Source organism: Agromyces sp. NDB4Y10 (genome assembly GCF_001620055.1).
Lineage (GTDB): Bacteria > Actinomycetota > Actinomycetes > Actinomycetales > Microbacteriaceae > Agromyces > Agromyces indicus.
The window spans coordinates 23417-37516 of the sequence record NZ_LQGY01000025.1; the positions used below are offsets into that span (position 1 = coordinate 23417).

Annotated in this window: 14 protein-coding genes and 4 tRNA genes; 14 read left to right on the plus strand and 4 right to left on the minus strand. The window is 71.1% G+C overall.

The features are described 5' to 3' along the window. The first annotated feature begins 144 nt into the window (after window positions 1-144). The 3 genes from zapE to AVP42_RS06265 all read left to right on the plus strand — a co-directional run bounded on the left by zapE (window position 145) and on the right by AVP42_RS06265 (window position 3218). A complete protein-coding gene (gene zapE / locus AVP42_RS06255) occupies window positions 145-1200 on the plus strand; it encodes a cell division protein ZapE (protein WP_067947199.1) in 1056 nt (351 codons plus the stop codon). A 200-nt stretch (window positions 1201-1400) separates the two neighbouring features. Continuing rightward, a complete protein-coding gene (locus AVP42_RS06260) occupies window positions 1401-2621 on the plus strand; it encodes an ammonium transporter (RefSeq protein ID WP_067947201.1) in 1221 nt (406 codons plus the stop codon). Window positions 2622-2663: 42 nt separating this feature from the next. Then, complete coding sequence (locus tag AVP42_RS06265; RefSeq protein ID WP_231878558.1) at window positions 2664-3218, plus strand: type II toxin-antitoxin system PemK/MazF family toxin; 555 nt, start codon at window positions 2664-2666, stop codon at window positions 3216-3218. Between the two features lie 60 nt (window positions 3219-3278). Here AVP42_RS06265 and AVP42_RS06270 read toward each other — a convergent pair. Further along, window positions 3279-3351, minus strand: a tRNA-Val gene (locus tag AVP42_RS06270). Window positions 3352-3646: 295 nt separating this feature from the next. On the opposite strand from AVP42_RS06270, the gene AVP42_RS06275 reads away from it, so the two are divergent. The 3 genes from AVP42_RS06275 (at window position 3647) to AVP42_RS06285 (ending at window position 3948) form a co-directional block, all read left to right on the plus strand. Beyond that, window positions 3647-3719 (plus strand) — tRNA-Gly (locus AVP42_RS06275). A 52-nt stretch (window positions 3720-3771) separates the two neighbouring features. Further along, window positions 3772-3842 (plus strand) — tRNA-Cys (locus AVP42_RS06280). A gap of 31 nt (window positions 3843-3873) precedes the next feature. Further along, a tRNA-Val gene (locus tag AVP42_RS06285) sits at window positions 3874-3948 on the plus strand. Between the two features lie 54 nt (window positions 3949-4002). Here the strand turns inward: AVP42_RS06285 and AVP42_RS06290 are convergent. Beyond that, on the minus strand, window positions 4003-4596 hold the full coding sequence (locus AVP42_RS06290; protein WP_157356749.1) for a hypothetical protein: 594 nt from the start codon (window positions 4594-4596) through the stop codon (window positions 4003-4005). A 225-nt stretch (window positions 4597-4821) separates the two neighbouring features. On the opposite strand from AVP42_RS06290, the gene thrS reads away from it, so the two are divergent. Together thrS and AVP42_RS06300 are read left to right on the plus strand one after the other, a co-directional pair. Then, window positions 4822-6720 (plus strand): threonine--tRNA ligase, encoded by a 1899-nt coding sequence (thrS, locus tag AVP42_RS06295; RefSeq protein WP_231878562.1) that lies wholly within the window; start codon window positions 4822-4824, stop codon window positions 6718-6720. Beyond that, window positions 6717-7286, plus strand: coding sequence for an HIT domain-containing protein (locus AVP42_RS06300; protein WP_067947207.1), 570 nt, complete (start codon window positions 6717-6719; stop codon window positions 7284-7286). Before thrS ends, AVP42_RS06300 begins: the two co-directional genes overlap by 4 nt. Before the next feature lie 9 nt (window positions 7287-7295). On the opposite strand, the gene pdxY is transcribed toward AVP42_RS06300, so the two are convergent. Continuing rightward, a complete protein-coding gene (pdxY, locus tag AVP42_RS06305) occupies window positions 7296-8147 on the minus strand; it encodes a pyridoxal kinase PdxY (RefSeq protein ID WP_067947209.1) in 852 nt (283 codons plus the stop codon). 7 nt (window positions 8148-8154) lie between these two features. After that, window positions 8155-9510 carry an aminotransferase class I/II-fold pyridoxal phosphate-dependent enzyme gene (locus AVP42_RS06310; RefSeq protein WP_067947211.1) on the minus strand — a complete coding sequence of 452 codons (1356 nt, stop codon included), beginning with the start codon at window positions 9508-9510 and terminating at the stop codon, window positions 8155-8157. Between the two features lie 112 nt (window positions 9511-9622). Between AVP42_RS06310 and pdxS the strand changes: the two genes are divergently transcribed. The 6 genes from pdxS (at window position 9623) to AVP42_RS06345 (ending at window position 14053) form a co-directional block, all read left to right on the plus strand. Then, window positions 9623-10513: a pyridoxal 5'-phosphate synthase lyase subunit PdxS gene (gene pdxS / locus AVP42_RS06315; RefSeq protein WP_067947213.1), complete on the plus strand. Its 891-nt coding sequence runs from the start codon at window positions 9623-9625 to the stop codon at window positions 10511-10513. After that, window positions 10507-11160 (plus strand): pyridoxal 5'-phosphate synthase glutaminase subunit PdxT, encoded by a 654-nt coding sequence (gene pdxT, locus AVP42_RS06320; protein WP_067947216.1) that lies wholly within the window; start codon window positions 10507-10509, stop codon window positions 11158-11160. The genes pdxS and pdxT overlap by 7 nt, the downstream gene beginning before the upstream one ends. Before the next feature lie 32 nt (window positions 11161-11192). After that, window positions 11193-11840 (plus strand): hypothetical protein, encoded by a 648-nt coding sequence (locus tag AVP42_RS06325; RefSeq protein WP_067947218.1) that lies wholly within the window; start codon window positions 11193-11195, stop codon window positions 11838-11840. A gap of 25 nt (window positions 11841-11865) precedes the next feature. Then, complete coding sequence (locus tag AVP42_RS06330; RefSeq protein ID WP_067947220.1) at window positions 11866-12393, plus strand: DUF1697 domain-containing protein; 528 nt, start codon at window positions 11866-11868, stop codon at window positions 12391-12393. Window positions 12394-12524: 131 nt separating this feature from the next. After that, a complete protein-coding gene (locus tag AVP42_RS06335; protein WP_067947222.1) occupies window positions 12525-13256 on the plus strand; it encodes a hemerythrin domain-containing protein in 732 nt (243 codons plus the stop codon). Between the two features lie 317 nt (window positions 13257-13573). After that, entirely contained in the window at window positions 13574-14053 is a 480-nt protein-coding gene (locus AVP42_RS06345; protein ID WP_255361411.1) for a hemerythrin domain-containing protein, read from the plus strand. Window positions 14054-14100 lie beyond the last annotated feature (47 nt).

A 14100-nucleotide genomic window follows, 5' to 3' on the forward strand; every position in this document is an offset into this window, starting at 1 on the left:
GGGAACCTCCTGTGGTCGCCCGGTCGGGCGAGGCTGATGGGGAGCCGGGACTAGGCTGGTCACCTGTCCACCCTCGAATCTACGCGGCGCGCCCGACGGAGTCACCGCACCCGTCATGAGGTGCAACAGGGGAGTCCCACGCCTATGACCACCGGAGCGGCATCCGCCCTCGGCCACCTCGTCGACCGCAACCCGTCCATCACGGGTGCCGAGATCGCCTCCGAGCTCGTGCCGCCGCCCCAGTTCGAGCACGCCTCCTTCGAGTCGTACCGGCCCGACCACGACTTCCCGTCGCAGCAGGCCGCGCTCGACAAGCTCCACGAGTTCGCGAACGGATGGCGGGGCCAGCGCAATCCGGGCGGGTTCTTCTCCCGCAACCGAAAGCCGAAGTCCGAGCTGCCGGGCGTGTACCTCGACGGCGGGTTCGGCGTGGGCAAGACCCACCTGCTCGCGGCGCTCTGGCACGTCGCACCGGGACCGAAGTATTTCGGGACGTTCATCGAGTACACGGCGCTCGTCGGTGCGCTGGGCTACGCGCCCGCGGTCGAGCTGCTGCGCGGCTCGCGCCTGCTCTGCATCGACGAGTTCGAGCTCGACGACCCGGGCGACACGATGCTCATGACCCGATTCCTCGGCGAGCTCATGGCCGGCGGCACGCGCGTCGCGGCGACGAGCAACACGCCGCCGAACGCGCTCGGCGAGGGCCGGTTCGCGGCGGCGGACTTCCTGCGCGAGATCCACGGGCTCGCCGCGAACTTCGAGACGCTCCGCATCGACGGCCTGGACTACCGGCGCCGCGACACCGAGGGCCACGCCGAGGCGATGGCGGACGACGCCGCCGTCGAGCACGCGGCATCTGCCCTCGCCGGCCGCGGGCACCGCGTCACCCTGGATCGGTTCGACGCGCTCATCGCGCACCTCGCCACCGTGCACCCGTCGAAGTACATCAAGCTCATCGAGGGCACCGAGGTCATCGCCCTCACCGGGGTGCACGAGCTCACCGACCAGAACGCCGCCCTGCGCCTCGTGGCGTTCATCGACCGCGTCTACGACGCCGAAGTGCCCATCGTCGCGAGCGGGACGCCGCTGGACGCGGTGTTCGGCGGCGGCATGCTCGACGGCGGCTACCGGAAGAAGTATCAGCGCTCGATGTCGCGCATGATCGCCCTGACGACCGGCGAGCTCCCGCCGCACGACTGAGCCGCCGATTCGGAGCGCCGTCGCGGCATCCGGAAACACGCTCGTTACACGGACCGCGTTTTCGTAACCGTCGCGAAACGCTTCGTGCCCCGTCGACGAAACGTCCCCGCACCATCCTGATCCCCGTACCCCGAGACCGAGCCCCAGTCTCACCCCCTCGCGGTACGTCCCCTGCAGATCACGAGGTGTGAGGAAAACCTATGGATACGGGAAGCATTGCGTGGGCGATCACGGCCACCGCGCTCGTGCTGTTCATGACGCCGGGCGTCGCGTTCTTCTACGGCGGCCTGGTCAAGGCCAAGAGCGTCGTCAGCATGATGATGATGAGCTTCGGCGCACTCGGCCTGATCAGCGTCCTCTGGGTGCTGTACGGCTACAACATGAGCGCGGTCGACAGCGTGTGGAGCTTCGCGGGCAACCCGTTCTCCGACTTCGCGCTCGGCTCGCTCGCGACGGGTGAGACGGCCAACGTCGACCTGATCGGCGTCGCCTTCGGTGCGACCTTCGCGATCATCACCGTCGCCCTGATCTCGGGTGCGATCGCCGACCGCGCCAAGTTCGGCGCCTGGATGATCTTCGCCGGCGTCTGGGCCACGCTCGTCTACTTCCCGGTCGCGGCCTGGGTCTGGGGCGGCGGCTGGATCCTCAACCTCGGCGAGGAGCTCGGCCTCCCCGGCGTCATCGACTACGCGGGCGGTACGGCCGTGCACATCAACGCCGGTGCGGCGGCGCTCGCCCTGGCGCTCGTGCTCGGCAAGCGCGTCGGCTTCCAGAAGGGCATGGACAAGCCCCACAACGTGCCGCTGACCCTCCTGGGCGCCTCGGTGCTCTGGTTCGGCTGGTTCGGCTTCAACGCGGGTGCGGAGTTCCTCAACGAGCTCGCGAACACGGGCCTCATCGTGCTCAACACGCTCGGCGCGACCGCCGCGGCGATCCTCGGCTGGCTCGTGGTCGAGAAGTTCAAGGACGGCAAGCCCACCTCGGTCGGTGCCGCATCGGGCGCCGTCGCCGGCCTCGTGGCCATCACCCCCGCCTGCGCCAACCTCGAGCCGGGATGGGCGCTCCTGCTCGGTGCCGTCGCGGGCGCGGTCTGCGCCCTCGCCATCGAGCTGAAGTTCAAGCTCGGCTTCGACGACTCGCTCGACGTCGTGGGCATCCACCTCGTCGGCGGCCTCATCGGCACGCTGTACCTCGGGTTCTTCGCGATCGACACCGGCCTGTTCGTCGGCGGCGACCTCGGCCAGCTCGCGGTCCAGACGATCGCGGCCGTGGGCGTGCTGGCCTACTCCTTCGTCGTCGCCTTCGTCCTCGGGTTCGCGATCGAGAAGACCATCGGCTTCCGCGTGAAGAACGAGGACGAGCTGGCGGGCATCGACACCATCGTCCACGGCGAGGAGGGCTACAAGCTCGAGACCGTCTGATCCGCACGATCACCGCGAGGGCGGTGGGGATAGTCTGCGGGGGTGCCCGACACTCGCAGCCTCCTCACCGCCCTTCGGCGTGCCATCCGCTCGATCGCCGGGCCCGCCCGGGTGCGTCCCGCGAACCGGGTGCCGGATGCCGCGCCGGACCGCCGCCCCGACGACCGCGACGACTGGCCCGGCCGCTCGGGCCCGCACGCCACCGTCGAGGTCGACCCGGCGCGCGTGCGGCGGGTGCGCTTCGCCTACACGCCCGATCGCGACGGCGAGCCGGACCCGGGCGAGGTGGTGTGGACGTGGGTCCCGTACGAGGAGAACGACGGGCGGGGCAAGGACCGGCCGGTCGTGATCGTCGCCGCGGGCGGACCGGGGGAGTTCCTTGCCGTGCAGCTGACGAGCAAGGGCCGCGACGGCGATCGCGACCTCGTGCCCCTCGGAAGCGGCGCGTGGGACGGCGAGGGGCGTGCGAGCTGGGCGCGCGTCGACCGGCTCTTCCGGGTGCACGCCGTCGGGATGCGGCGCGAGGCCGCATCGTTGGACGCCGCCCGCTACGCGCGCGTGACCGAGGCGCTGCGCGCGCGGTACGGCTGGGACTGACGCGCGCGCACGCGTCGGGAAACGGAAGAACCCCCGGCTGGACCGGGGGTTCCGTTCGTGTGGGCGATGCCGGGCTCGAACCGACGACCTCTTCCGTGTGAAGGAAGCGCGCTACCAGCTGCGCCAATCGCCCATCAGGGTTGTCGCGGACCGGGCCTCGCCGGTGCCGCGGACTCGATACTAGCCCACGCGCGGGCTCCGGCGCACATCGACGGCGGGCCCGGGCGCGTCGACGGTCGACGGTGCCGGCCGAGGCCGCGTGGGGCGGATCCGACGCGTGCCGGAGTGGCGCCCGAACAGGCGACACGCCCGGCATGCACGGTCGGATTCGCCTGCTGATCGGCCATGACGTGCCACGCGGCCCGCTCGGTTTGTCATTCGTTCACGTCATCCGTTAGAGTCTCTCTGCACGCAAAACAGCGGGCAACGCGGATGTGGCGCAGTTGGTAGCGCATCACCTTGCCAAGGTGAGGGTCGCGAGTTCGAGTCTCGTCATCCGCTCTGACCAAGCCGGCGCAAGCCGGTTTGTTCTTTGGTGGTGAACCCAAGCAACGGTGGATTGGCCGAGAGGCGAGGCAGCGGCCTGCAAAGCCGTATACACGGGTTCGAATCCCGTATCCACCTCGAATGAGCCCCTCGCAGCTCACTCAAACCCGGGCGATTGGCGCAGCGGTAGCGCGCTTCCCTGACACGGAAGAGGTCACTGGTTCGATCCCAGTATCGCCCACCACATGAGAAACGCCCCGGCTCGCCGGGGCGTTCGTCGTTTCACGGGCGTCCCGCGTCATCCGTCGGAGATGGGCCCGATGACGATCGGCGGCAGGGCGATCCGCGTGCTGAACCAGGACCAGCTCTCGCCGTCCGTCTGTTCGATCGAGGCGGAGGCGTCCAGCCCCGGCGGCACGTCGCGGAGGATCACGGTGATGGCGCGCCGTCCCGTGAACCGGACCGAACCGGCCGCGTCCACCGTTCCGGATCCGGCGTACCCGCCGGGCCTGAAGTGCGCCCGGGCAGGGGCGTCGACCGCGAACGTGAAGACGTACGTGCCCACTCCGGTCGCTCCGTAGGCGGCGGGTCGGAAGTGCACGGAGACGGCCGGGTTGCGGCTCGGCGACTCCCGTCGGTCGAACCCGGCGTACGGCTCCGTCGCGTCGGTCTGCAGGATGGTCGGCCGGATGAGGGTCAGGTTGGTGCGCCCCCGTCCCACCGTCCTCGTCGGCGAGATCACCTCGAGCGTCGACCAGAACAGCGGGCCGCGCCCCAGGTCGCCGGCGCGGTGCTTCGCGAGCCACTCCTCGGCGGTCAGGTCGCTCTCGAATTCGGTGAACGCGTCGGATCCCGCCGGGCGACCCGCGGCGTCATCAGGTGCACTGAACATGAGGATCACTCTACAAAGGCTGAAGTTGCCACGCATCCGGGCGGCCCCTGACCGAACGGCGGCCCACCGGGTCGAGACTCTGGGCCGGCGGGTGCGGCCGGGACCGGCAGGTGATCGCCCGCCGATCCACGCGACTACAGTTGAGGGGTTGCGTCTCACACTGCAGGGGAGTGGATCCACTTGGCCGACGGCTTCGAGCTCTTCACCGATCGATCCGTTGTCGCGATGCGCGTCAACGGCGAGCTCCGCGACCTCGCGACGACGGTCGCCGACGCCGACGTGGTCGAGCCGGTCACCATCGACTCGCCCGACGGCCTCGCGATCCTCCGCCACTCCACCGCCCATGTCCTCGCCCAGGCGGTGCAGAAGATCAACCCCGACGCGAAGCTCGGCATCGGCCCGCCCGTGACCGACGGGTTCTACTACGACTTCGACGTCGCGGAGCCGTTCACGCCCGAGGACCTGAAGGCGCTCGACAAGGAGATGGCCCGCATCATCCGTTCCGGGCAGCGCTTCGTGCGCCGCGTCGTCTCCGACGACGAGGCCAGGGCCGAGCTCGCCGACGAGCCGTACAAGCTCGAGCTCATCGGGCTGAAGGGCGCCGCGGCATCCGGTGACGACAACGAGAACGTGGAGGTCGGCGGCGGCGAGCTGACGATCTACGACAACGTCGACCCGAAGTCGGGCGAGGTGCAGTGGAAGGACCTCTGCCGCGGTCCCCACCTGCCCAGCACCCGCATGATCGGCAACGGCTGGGCGCTCATGCGCGTGGCCGCCGCCTACTGGCGCGGATCCGAGAAGAACCCGCAGCTCCAGCGCGTGTACGGCACCGCGTGGCCGACCAAGGACGAGCTGCGCGCCTACCAGCACCGGCTCGAGGAGGCCGCCCGCCGCGACCACCGCAAGCTCGGCGTCGAGCTCGACCTGTTCAGCTTCCCCGACGAGATCGGGTCCGGCCTGCCGGTGTTCCACCCCAAGGGCGGCGTGATCAAGCGCGAGATGGAGGACTACGTCCGCCGGCGCCACATCGAGGAGGGCTTCCAGTACGTCTCGACCCCGCACATCACGAAGGCGCACGTCTTCGAGCTGTCGGGCCACCTGCCGTACTACAAGGACACGATGTTCCCGCCGATGGAGCTCGAGAACTCCGAGTACTACCTCAAGGCGATGAACTGCCCGATGCAGAACCTCATCTTCCGCTCGCGCGGTCGCTCCTACCGCGAGCTGCCGCTGCGGTTCTTCGAGTTCGGCACCGTGTACCGGTACGAGAAGTCCGGCGTCGTCCAGGGCCTCACGCGCGTGCGCGGTCTCACCCAGGACGACTCGCACAGCTACGTGACCCCCGAGCAGGCACCCGGCGAGATCAAGCACCTCCTCGACTTCGTGCTGGGCCTGCTACGCGACTTCGGCCTCGACGACTACTACCTCGAGCTCTCCACGCGCGACGCCGACTCCGACAAGTTCAAGGGCACCGACGAGCAGTGGGAGGTCGCCACCGGCGTCCTCCGCGACGTGGCGGAGGCGTCCGGCCTGGAGCTGGTGCTGGACCCGGGCGGTGCCGCCTTCTACGGCCCCAAGATCTCGGTGCAGGCGCGCGACGCGATCGGCCGCACCTGGCAGATGTCGACGATCCAGTACGACTTCAACCAACCCGAGGGCTTCGGACTCGAGTACACGGCCGCCGACGGCACGCACCAGCGCCCGGTCATGATCCACTCGGCGAAGTTCGGTTCCATCGAGCGCTTCTTCGGCGTGCTCACCGAGCACTACGCCGGGGCCTTCCCGGTGTGGCTGTCGCCCGTGCAGGTGGTCGGCATCCCGGTCGCCGACGAGTACGCGCCCTACCTCGGCGCCATCCTCACCCAGCTCGCCGGTGCCGGCGTCCGCACGGAGCTCGACACGAGCGACGACCGCATGCAGAAGAAGATCCGCACCCACACCACGCAGAAGGTGCCGATCCAGCTCATCGCCGGTGAGAACGACCGGTCCGGCGAGACCGTGAGCTTCCGCTTCCGCGACGGCACGCAGGAGAACGGCGTCTCGATCGCCGAGGCCGAGCGACGCATCCTCGAGGCGATCGCCGACCGCCGCCAGGTGACCACGAGGGACGACCTGTTCGCATGACCCACTACCGGCCCGACGAGTTCGACCGCGACGACGTGCAGACGGATGCCGCGGCCGACCTCGCGGGCGTGCCGGACGCCTTCCAACGGCTCTGGACGCCGCACCGACTCGTCTACATCCAGCACGGACAGCAGCCGGACGAGCACTCGTGCCCGTTCTGCCGGGCGCCGGAGCTCGACGACGAGCAGTCGCTGATCGTCGCGCGCGGCGAGCACGCGTATGTGCTGCTCAACCTCTTCCCCTACAACAGCGGACACCTGCTCGTGTGCCCGTACCGGCATATCGCCACCTACGACCAGGCGACGCCCGAGGAGGTCGCCGAGATCGGCGAACTCACGCAGGTCGCCATGCGCACCGTGAAGCAGGTGTCGAAGTGCGACGGCTTCAACATCGGCATGAACCAGGGACGGATCGCCGGCGCGGGCATCGCCGAGCACCTGCACCAGCACATCGTGCCGCGGTGGGCGCTCGACTCGAACTTCTTCCCGATCATCGCCGGCACCAAGGCGCTGCCTCGCCTGCTCGGCGAGGTGCGCCAGGAGATCGCCGAGGCCTGGCCCCGCTGATCCGGTCGCTCAGCGGACCTGTCGCACCTCGAACTGCATGCGCGGGTTCGCGTACGCCTCCTGCGACTCGACGAGCTGCAGCTCGCGCTCGCCCGACTCGTGCGTGTTCGCGAGGAGGTCGAACACGCTCGACGCCGTCCGTGCGAGCGCGTCGGCCGCGTCGCCGGTGCGACGGTAGTGGGCCGTGAAGAGCGCCGCCGTGACGTCCCCCGAGCCATTGGCCTTCATCGGGAGGAGTGGAGTCCGGACGATCCACGCGCCGCCGTCGTCGACGGCGAGCATCTCGATCGTGCCCGGCTCCCGGTCGGGACGTTCCACGCTCGTCACGAGGACCGTGCGGGGACCCGACGCCCGCGCGAGGTCGACGGACGCGAGCGTGGACTCGAGCGAATCGGGCTCGGTCTCGGTGAGGTAGCCGAGCTCGAACTGGTTCGGCGTGATGAGGTCGGCGGCGGGCACCACGCGGTCGCGCAGCAGGACGGGGATCGCCGGCGCCACGAAGCATCCGCTCTTCGCGTTGCCCATGACCGGATCGCAGGAGTACACCGCGTCGGGGTTCGCCGCCTTGATGCGGGCGACCGCGTCGAGGATGACGTCGGCGATGCCCTCCGAGCCCTGGTACCCCGAGAGGATCACGTCGATCTTCGGGAACGCGCCGCGGTCCTCGATGCCGTTGATGACCTCGCGCACGTCGTCCGGGCTGATGAGCGGGCCGCGCCACGCGCCGTAGCCGGTGTGGTTCGAGAAGTTGACGGTGTAGACCGGCATGACCTCGACGCCGATGCGCTGGAGCGGGAAGACAGCGGCGGAGTTGCCGACGTGGCCGTAGGCGACGGCGGACTGGATCGAGAGGACCTTCACCCCTCGATCATTCCATCCCCGCTGCGGCGAGCCGTCCGCCGGCGGCACGCACGGCCGCCGCGATGTCCTCGGCGAGCCGGTCGGCGTCGGCCGCGTTCAGGTCGTGCACCGTCAGCCGCAGGCGACGGCTCGCCTCCGGCGCGTCGGCCAGGGCGAACTCGTCTCCGGCTCGCACGAGCCAGCCGCGTCGCATGAGCTGCTCGGAGACGTCACGTGCCGGCACGGGCATCGGCACCCAGAGATTGAGGCCGTCGCCCGCCGACGCGGGAACCCCTGACGCGGTGAGCCGTGCGGCGAACGCGTCGTTCCGCGCGGCGTAGTGCTCGCCCGCCGCGCTGATGGCCCCAGTGACGTCGGGGTCGGTGACGAGGGCGAGCACCAGTCGCTGCAGCAGGTGGCTGACCCACGTCGTGCCCGGCGTCAGTCGCATGGCGAGCCGCTCCGCCGTGTCGGGGTCGGAGGCGGTGACCGCGAGGCACATGTCGGGACCCAGGAACTTCGAGACCGAGCGGACGAGCGCCCACCGTCGATGCTCGGGGCCGATGAGCGAACGGAACGGCCGTCGGGAGAGCATCGAGAAGTGGTCGTCCTCGATCACGAGCACGTACGGGTGCGCGCGGAGCACCTCGCGCAGCTCCGCGGCCCGCCGCTCCGACAGGCTCGCCCCCGTCGGGTTCTGCGCCCGGGGCGTGCAGACGACCGCGCGCACGCCCTGCTCGAGCGCGGCGCGCAGCCCGTCGACCGTCATGCCCTCGTCGTCGACGGGGACCGGGACGGCCCGGTAGCCGCCGACGCGGACCGTGTGGATGCTCGTGAGGAAGCAGGGGTCCTCGAGGGCGACCGCGTCGTCGCGCACGAGCGCTTGGGCGAGGAGCCGCTCGACCGCGTCGGCCGCTCCGCTCGTGATCGTGAGGCGGAGGTGGTCGGGTGCGAGGTCGGCGCGCATCCAGTCCAGCGCCCACCGCTCGAGGCCGGGGTCGATGACGGGCTCGCCGTAGAGCACCGGTCGACCCGCCATCCCGGCGAGCGCGCGCGACGGATCCGGGATCAGGTCGGGATCGGGGTTGCCGGTGGCGACGTCGCGCAGCACGCTGTCGGCGGCGAACCCCTCCTGCGCGACCGCCGAGCGGTCGGCGACGTGCGTGCCGCCGCGCCCACGGGTGACCACGACGCCGGCCGCGGTGAGCTGCCGGTAGGCGGCGACGGCGGTGTTGCGGTTCACGCCGAGCCGGTCGGCGAGGTTCCGCACGGGTGGCAGCGGGTCGCCCGGCAGCAGCGCGCCGCGCTCGATGAGGGCGCGCACGTTCGCGGCGATGTCGGCGGCCGAACGGCCGGTGATCTCGAGGGTCAGGTCATGTGACATGGGCGGCTCCGATGGTCGGCACGGTCCATGCTATCTTTTGGCCTAGGCCAAGCCACCTGATTGTTCCGAGCGTCGCGCGATCCGAGCGCGTCATCCGTCGAAGGGATCCCCGATGAGCACTGCCCAGACCGGCTCCAGCCGCGTGAAGCGCGGCCTCGCCGAGATGCTGAAGGGCGGCGTCATCATGGACGTCGTCACGCCCGAGCAGGCGCGTATCGCCGAGGACGCCGGTGCGGTCGCCGTCATGGCGCTCGAGCGCGTGCCCGCCGACATCCGAGCCCAGGGCGGCGTCGCCCGCATGAGCGACCCCGACCTCATCGAGGCGATCATCGCCGAGGTGTCGATCCCCGTCATGGCGAAGGCGCGCATCGGCCACTTCGTCGAGGCGCAGGTGCTCCAGGCGCTCGACGTCGACTACATCGACGAGTCCGAGGTGCTCTCGCCGGCCGACTACGTCAACCACATCGACAAGTGGGGCTTCGACACGCCCTTCGTCTGCGGTGCGACGAACCTCGGCGAGGCGCTTCGCCGCATCAACGAGGGCGCCGCCATGATCCGCTCGAAGGGCGAGGCCGGCACGGGCGACGTCTCCGAGGCGACCAAGCACATCCGCAAGATCACCTCCGAGATCAACCAGCTGAAGTCGATGACGCGCGACGAGCTCTACGTCGCCGCCAAGGAGCTGCAGGCCCCCTACGAGCTCGTGCTCGAGGTCGCCGAGACCGGCAAGCTCCCCGTCGTGCTCTTCACCGCTGGCGGCGTCGCGACGCCCGCCGACGCGGCCATGATGATGCAGCTCGGCGCCGACGGCGTCTTCGTCGGCTCCGGCATCTTCAAGTCGGGCAACCCCGAGCAGCGCGCGGCCGCCATCGTCAAGGCGACCACGTTCTACGACGACCCGAAGGTCATCGCCGAGGTGTCGCGCGGCCTGGGCGAGGCGATGGTCGGCATCAACGTCGGCGACCTGCCCGCACCGCACCGCCTCGCCGAGCGCGGATGGTGACCCTCCGCGACGAGTCGCTCGGGGCGACGGACGCCACCGGTCCGACGGTCGGCGTCCTCGCCCTGCAGGGCGACTTCCGCGAGCACGCACGCGTGCTGGGCGAGCTCGGCGCGAAGGTCGTGCTCGTCCGCCGCCCCGAGGACCTGGAGGGCCTCGAGGGGCTCGTCATCCCCGGCGGCGAGTCGACCGTGATGGACAAGCTCTCCCGCGCGTTCGGCGTCGCCGAGCCGCTGAAGCGCCGCATCGCCGAGGGCCTGCCCGTGTACGGCACCTGCGCCGGGCTCATCATGATCGCCGACACGCTGCTCGACACGATCGAGGGGCAGCAGAACCTCGGCGGGCTCGACGTCGTCGTGCGCCGGAACGCGTTCGGCTCGCAGAACCAGTCCTTCGAGACCGACCTGCCGGTGCCCGCACTCGGCGAGCCGCCCGTGCACGCCGTCTTCATCCGCGGCCCCGTCGTGGAGTCGGTGGGGGAGAAGGCGACCCCGCTCGCGTCGCTGCCCGACGGCCGCGTGGTCGCGGTGGAGCAGGGCGACCTCGTCGGCACGAGCTTCCACCCGGAGATCCAGGGCGACCACCGGTTCCACGAGTACTTCCTCGGCAAGGTGCGCGCCCGCGCGAGTGCCGCGTCGCCGACCCCGTAGCGACGGGGCCCCGCCCGCGCCAGAGTGGGGGCATGAAGCTGTACTCGGATTTCCACGGACCGCGCGCGGTGCAGGTCGTCGGCGACCTCCTCGCGCTCGGGCTCATCGTCGCGTCGGTGTGGGCCGCCGTGGTCGTCCACGGGCTCGTGACCGAGTTCGCCGCCCTCGGCCGGCGACTCGAGGAGGCCGGCACGGGATTCCGTGGCAGCATGAGCGACATCGGGAGCACCCTCGCGGGCGTTCCGCTCATCGGCTCGGGGATCGCCGAGCCGTTCGACGGCGCGAGCGCCGCGGGCGCGACGCTCGAGTCCGTCGGTCGGGGCCAGCAGGACGTGGTGGGCTGGATCGCCGTGGTCGCGGCGATCGGCATCGCGGCCCTGCCCGTGGCGGCGGTGCTCCTGCTCTGGGTCGCGCCCCGGGTGGTCCGCGCGGTTCGCGCCCAGCGCACGACCGCGGTGCTCGCACGCCCGGGCGGCGCCGACCTGCTCGCGCTGCGCGCGCTCACCGACCGGAACCCGCTCGACGTGCTCACTGCCGATGCCGACGCGGCAGGCGGATGGCGACGCGGCGACCCGGAGACGATCCGTGCGCTGGCCGCGCTGGAGGCCCGGGCGGTCGGCGTGCGGCTGTCCGGTGCTCCGTCCGCCACGATCCGTCCCGCGGGGAGTTCGCGCACATGACGGCGGCCCGCCCTACGCTGGCCGCATGACCGAGTGGATCGCACTGCTCCGCGGCGTCAACGTCGGCGGCATCACGGTGAGGTCGGCCGAGCTGCGCGAGACGTTCACCGGGCTCGGATTCGGCGGGGTGCGAACCGTGCTCGCCAGCGGCAACGTCGCCTTCGAGAGCGACCGCACGGATGCCGCCGCGCTGAAGCGCGACATCGAGCGGGCCCTCGCCGACCGCTTCGGCTATGAGGCGTGGATCGTGCTGCTGACGCGCGAGCGCCTCGGAGCGATCGTCGCAGCCTTCCCGTTCGACGCCTCCGACGCGTCGCGCCAGCCGTACGTCGTCTTCGCCTCCGAGGCGTCCGTCGTCGATGACCTCATGGCGGCGGCCGGTGAGCCGGACCCCCACGCCGATCCGCTCGAGCGCGGGGACGGGGTCGTGTACTGGCATCCGCTCGTCGGCACCTCGGTCGACACCGCGTTCGCGAAGGTGCTCGCCAGGCCCGTGTTCAAGCCGACGACGACCAACCGCAACCTCCGCACGCTCGAGAAGCTGCTCGGCTGACGACGGCGCCCGCGACCTCCCCGTGTGGCGGTCTCAGGGTGATCCCCGGCTCGCAGTCGGGGGATGGCCCCGGGGCGATCCGGGGGCCCGCACGGGCGCGGCGGAGCGCGGCATCCGCTTGCCTTGCCCACATGACCGAACGACTTCCCAGCACCGGCGCGCCGGCGCCGACCGCCGCCCCCGCCACGACCTGCCGCAGCGACGAGGTCGTGATGATCCACCGCCTCTTCCGCCGGCTGTTCGCCGAGGCGCCCGGCCTCGTCCGCGCCGTCCCGCCCGGTGACACGGATCGCGCGCGGTACCTGGCGAAGCACCTGCACGGCATCACCGCGCTGCTCCACGTGCACCACCGCACCGAGGACGACTTCTTCTGGGACCGCATGACCGAGCGCGCGCCCGCGTGCGGCCTCCACGTCGAACTCATGCGTCGCCAGCACGGTGCGGTCTCCGATCGGCTCGATCTCGTCGACGCGCTCGTCGACCGGTGGTCGAGGGCAGCGGATGCCGCGACGGCCGCCCGCCTCGCGACCGAGCTCGACGAGGTCGATCGGCTGCTCGTCGAGCACCTCGCCGACGAGGAGCGGGAGGCGTTCCCGGTGCTCGACCGGATCCTCTCCGACGCCGAGTGGGACGACATCCACCGGCATGCCCGTCGGCACAAGCCGCCGCTGCCGATCTTCGTCCTGCTCGGACTCATGATCGAGAGCGTGCCCGAGGGGGAGCGCGACCAGTGGGTCGCCACGCAACTGCCGGCGCCGATCCGCACGGCCTACCGCATCGTGGGCCGCCGGCAGTACGAGCGGGCCGTGCGGCGCCTCCGCCCGACCCGCGCGAGGGGCGCCGGGGCTCCGGCCACCGCCTGATCTCGGGACGCCGCCCCCGAAGTGGGGGCTCGCTCCGGCCCGCTCGCTCTGGCGGACGGGACCGCGGAGGAGTTCGATGAGCGCATGACCGAGCGACTTCCCAGCACCTCCGACCCGTTGCCGGAGGGTGAGACCGCCGGATGCGACACGTCGGACATCCTCCTCGTGCACCGGATCTTCCGCTGGGGCTTCCGCGAGATGCCCCGGCTGGTCCGCGCTGCGCCGCCGGGCGATCGGTCGCGGACCGCGACCGTGGCCGATTCGGTCGACCTCGTGCTGCTGGGCCTGCACGTCCACCATGAGGCGAGGACCTGCTGCTGTTCGGCAGGGTCGAGGCGCGACGTCCGGCCTGCGCCGCCACCATCGACCTGATGCGCGACCAGCATCGTCACGTCGCCGAGCTCCTCAGTCGTGCGGAGCCGCTCTCGGCCGCCTGGCGCGACTCCGCAGACGGCCGCGCGGCGGAGCGGCTCGCCGCCGCGCTCGACGAGATCGGAACGGTGCTCGGCGTCCACCTCCACGACGAGGAGGACGACGTCATCCCGGTCGCGGCCGAGGAGTTCAGCCAGCGCGAATGGGACGCGCTCGGCGAACACGGACGCGAGAGCTTCCCCAAGGACGGCATGCCGATCCAGCTCGGCCTCATGCTGGATGCCCTTCCGCCGGCTGAGCGGGCGGAATGGTCGCGGGGTCACCTTCCCTTCCCGATCCGACTCCTGTGGGCGATCCTCCTCAAGCGGCGCTACACCGCCTGGCAGCGGGAGCTCTTCCCCGAGGGCATGCCGGCGCTCGTGTGACGGGCGGGCGGCCGCGGCATCCGCCGAGGTGAGGCACTCGGCCGCCG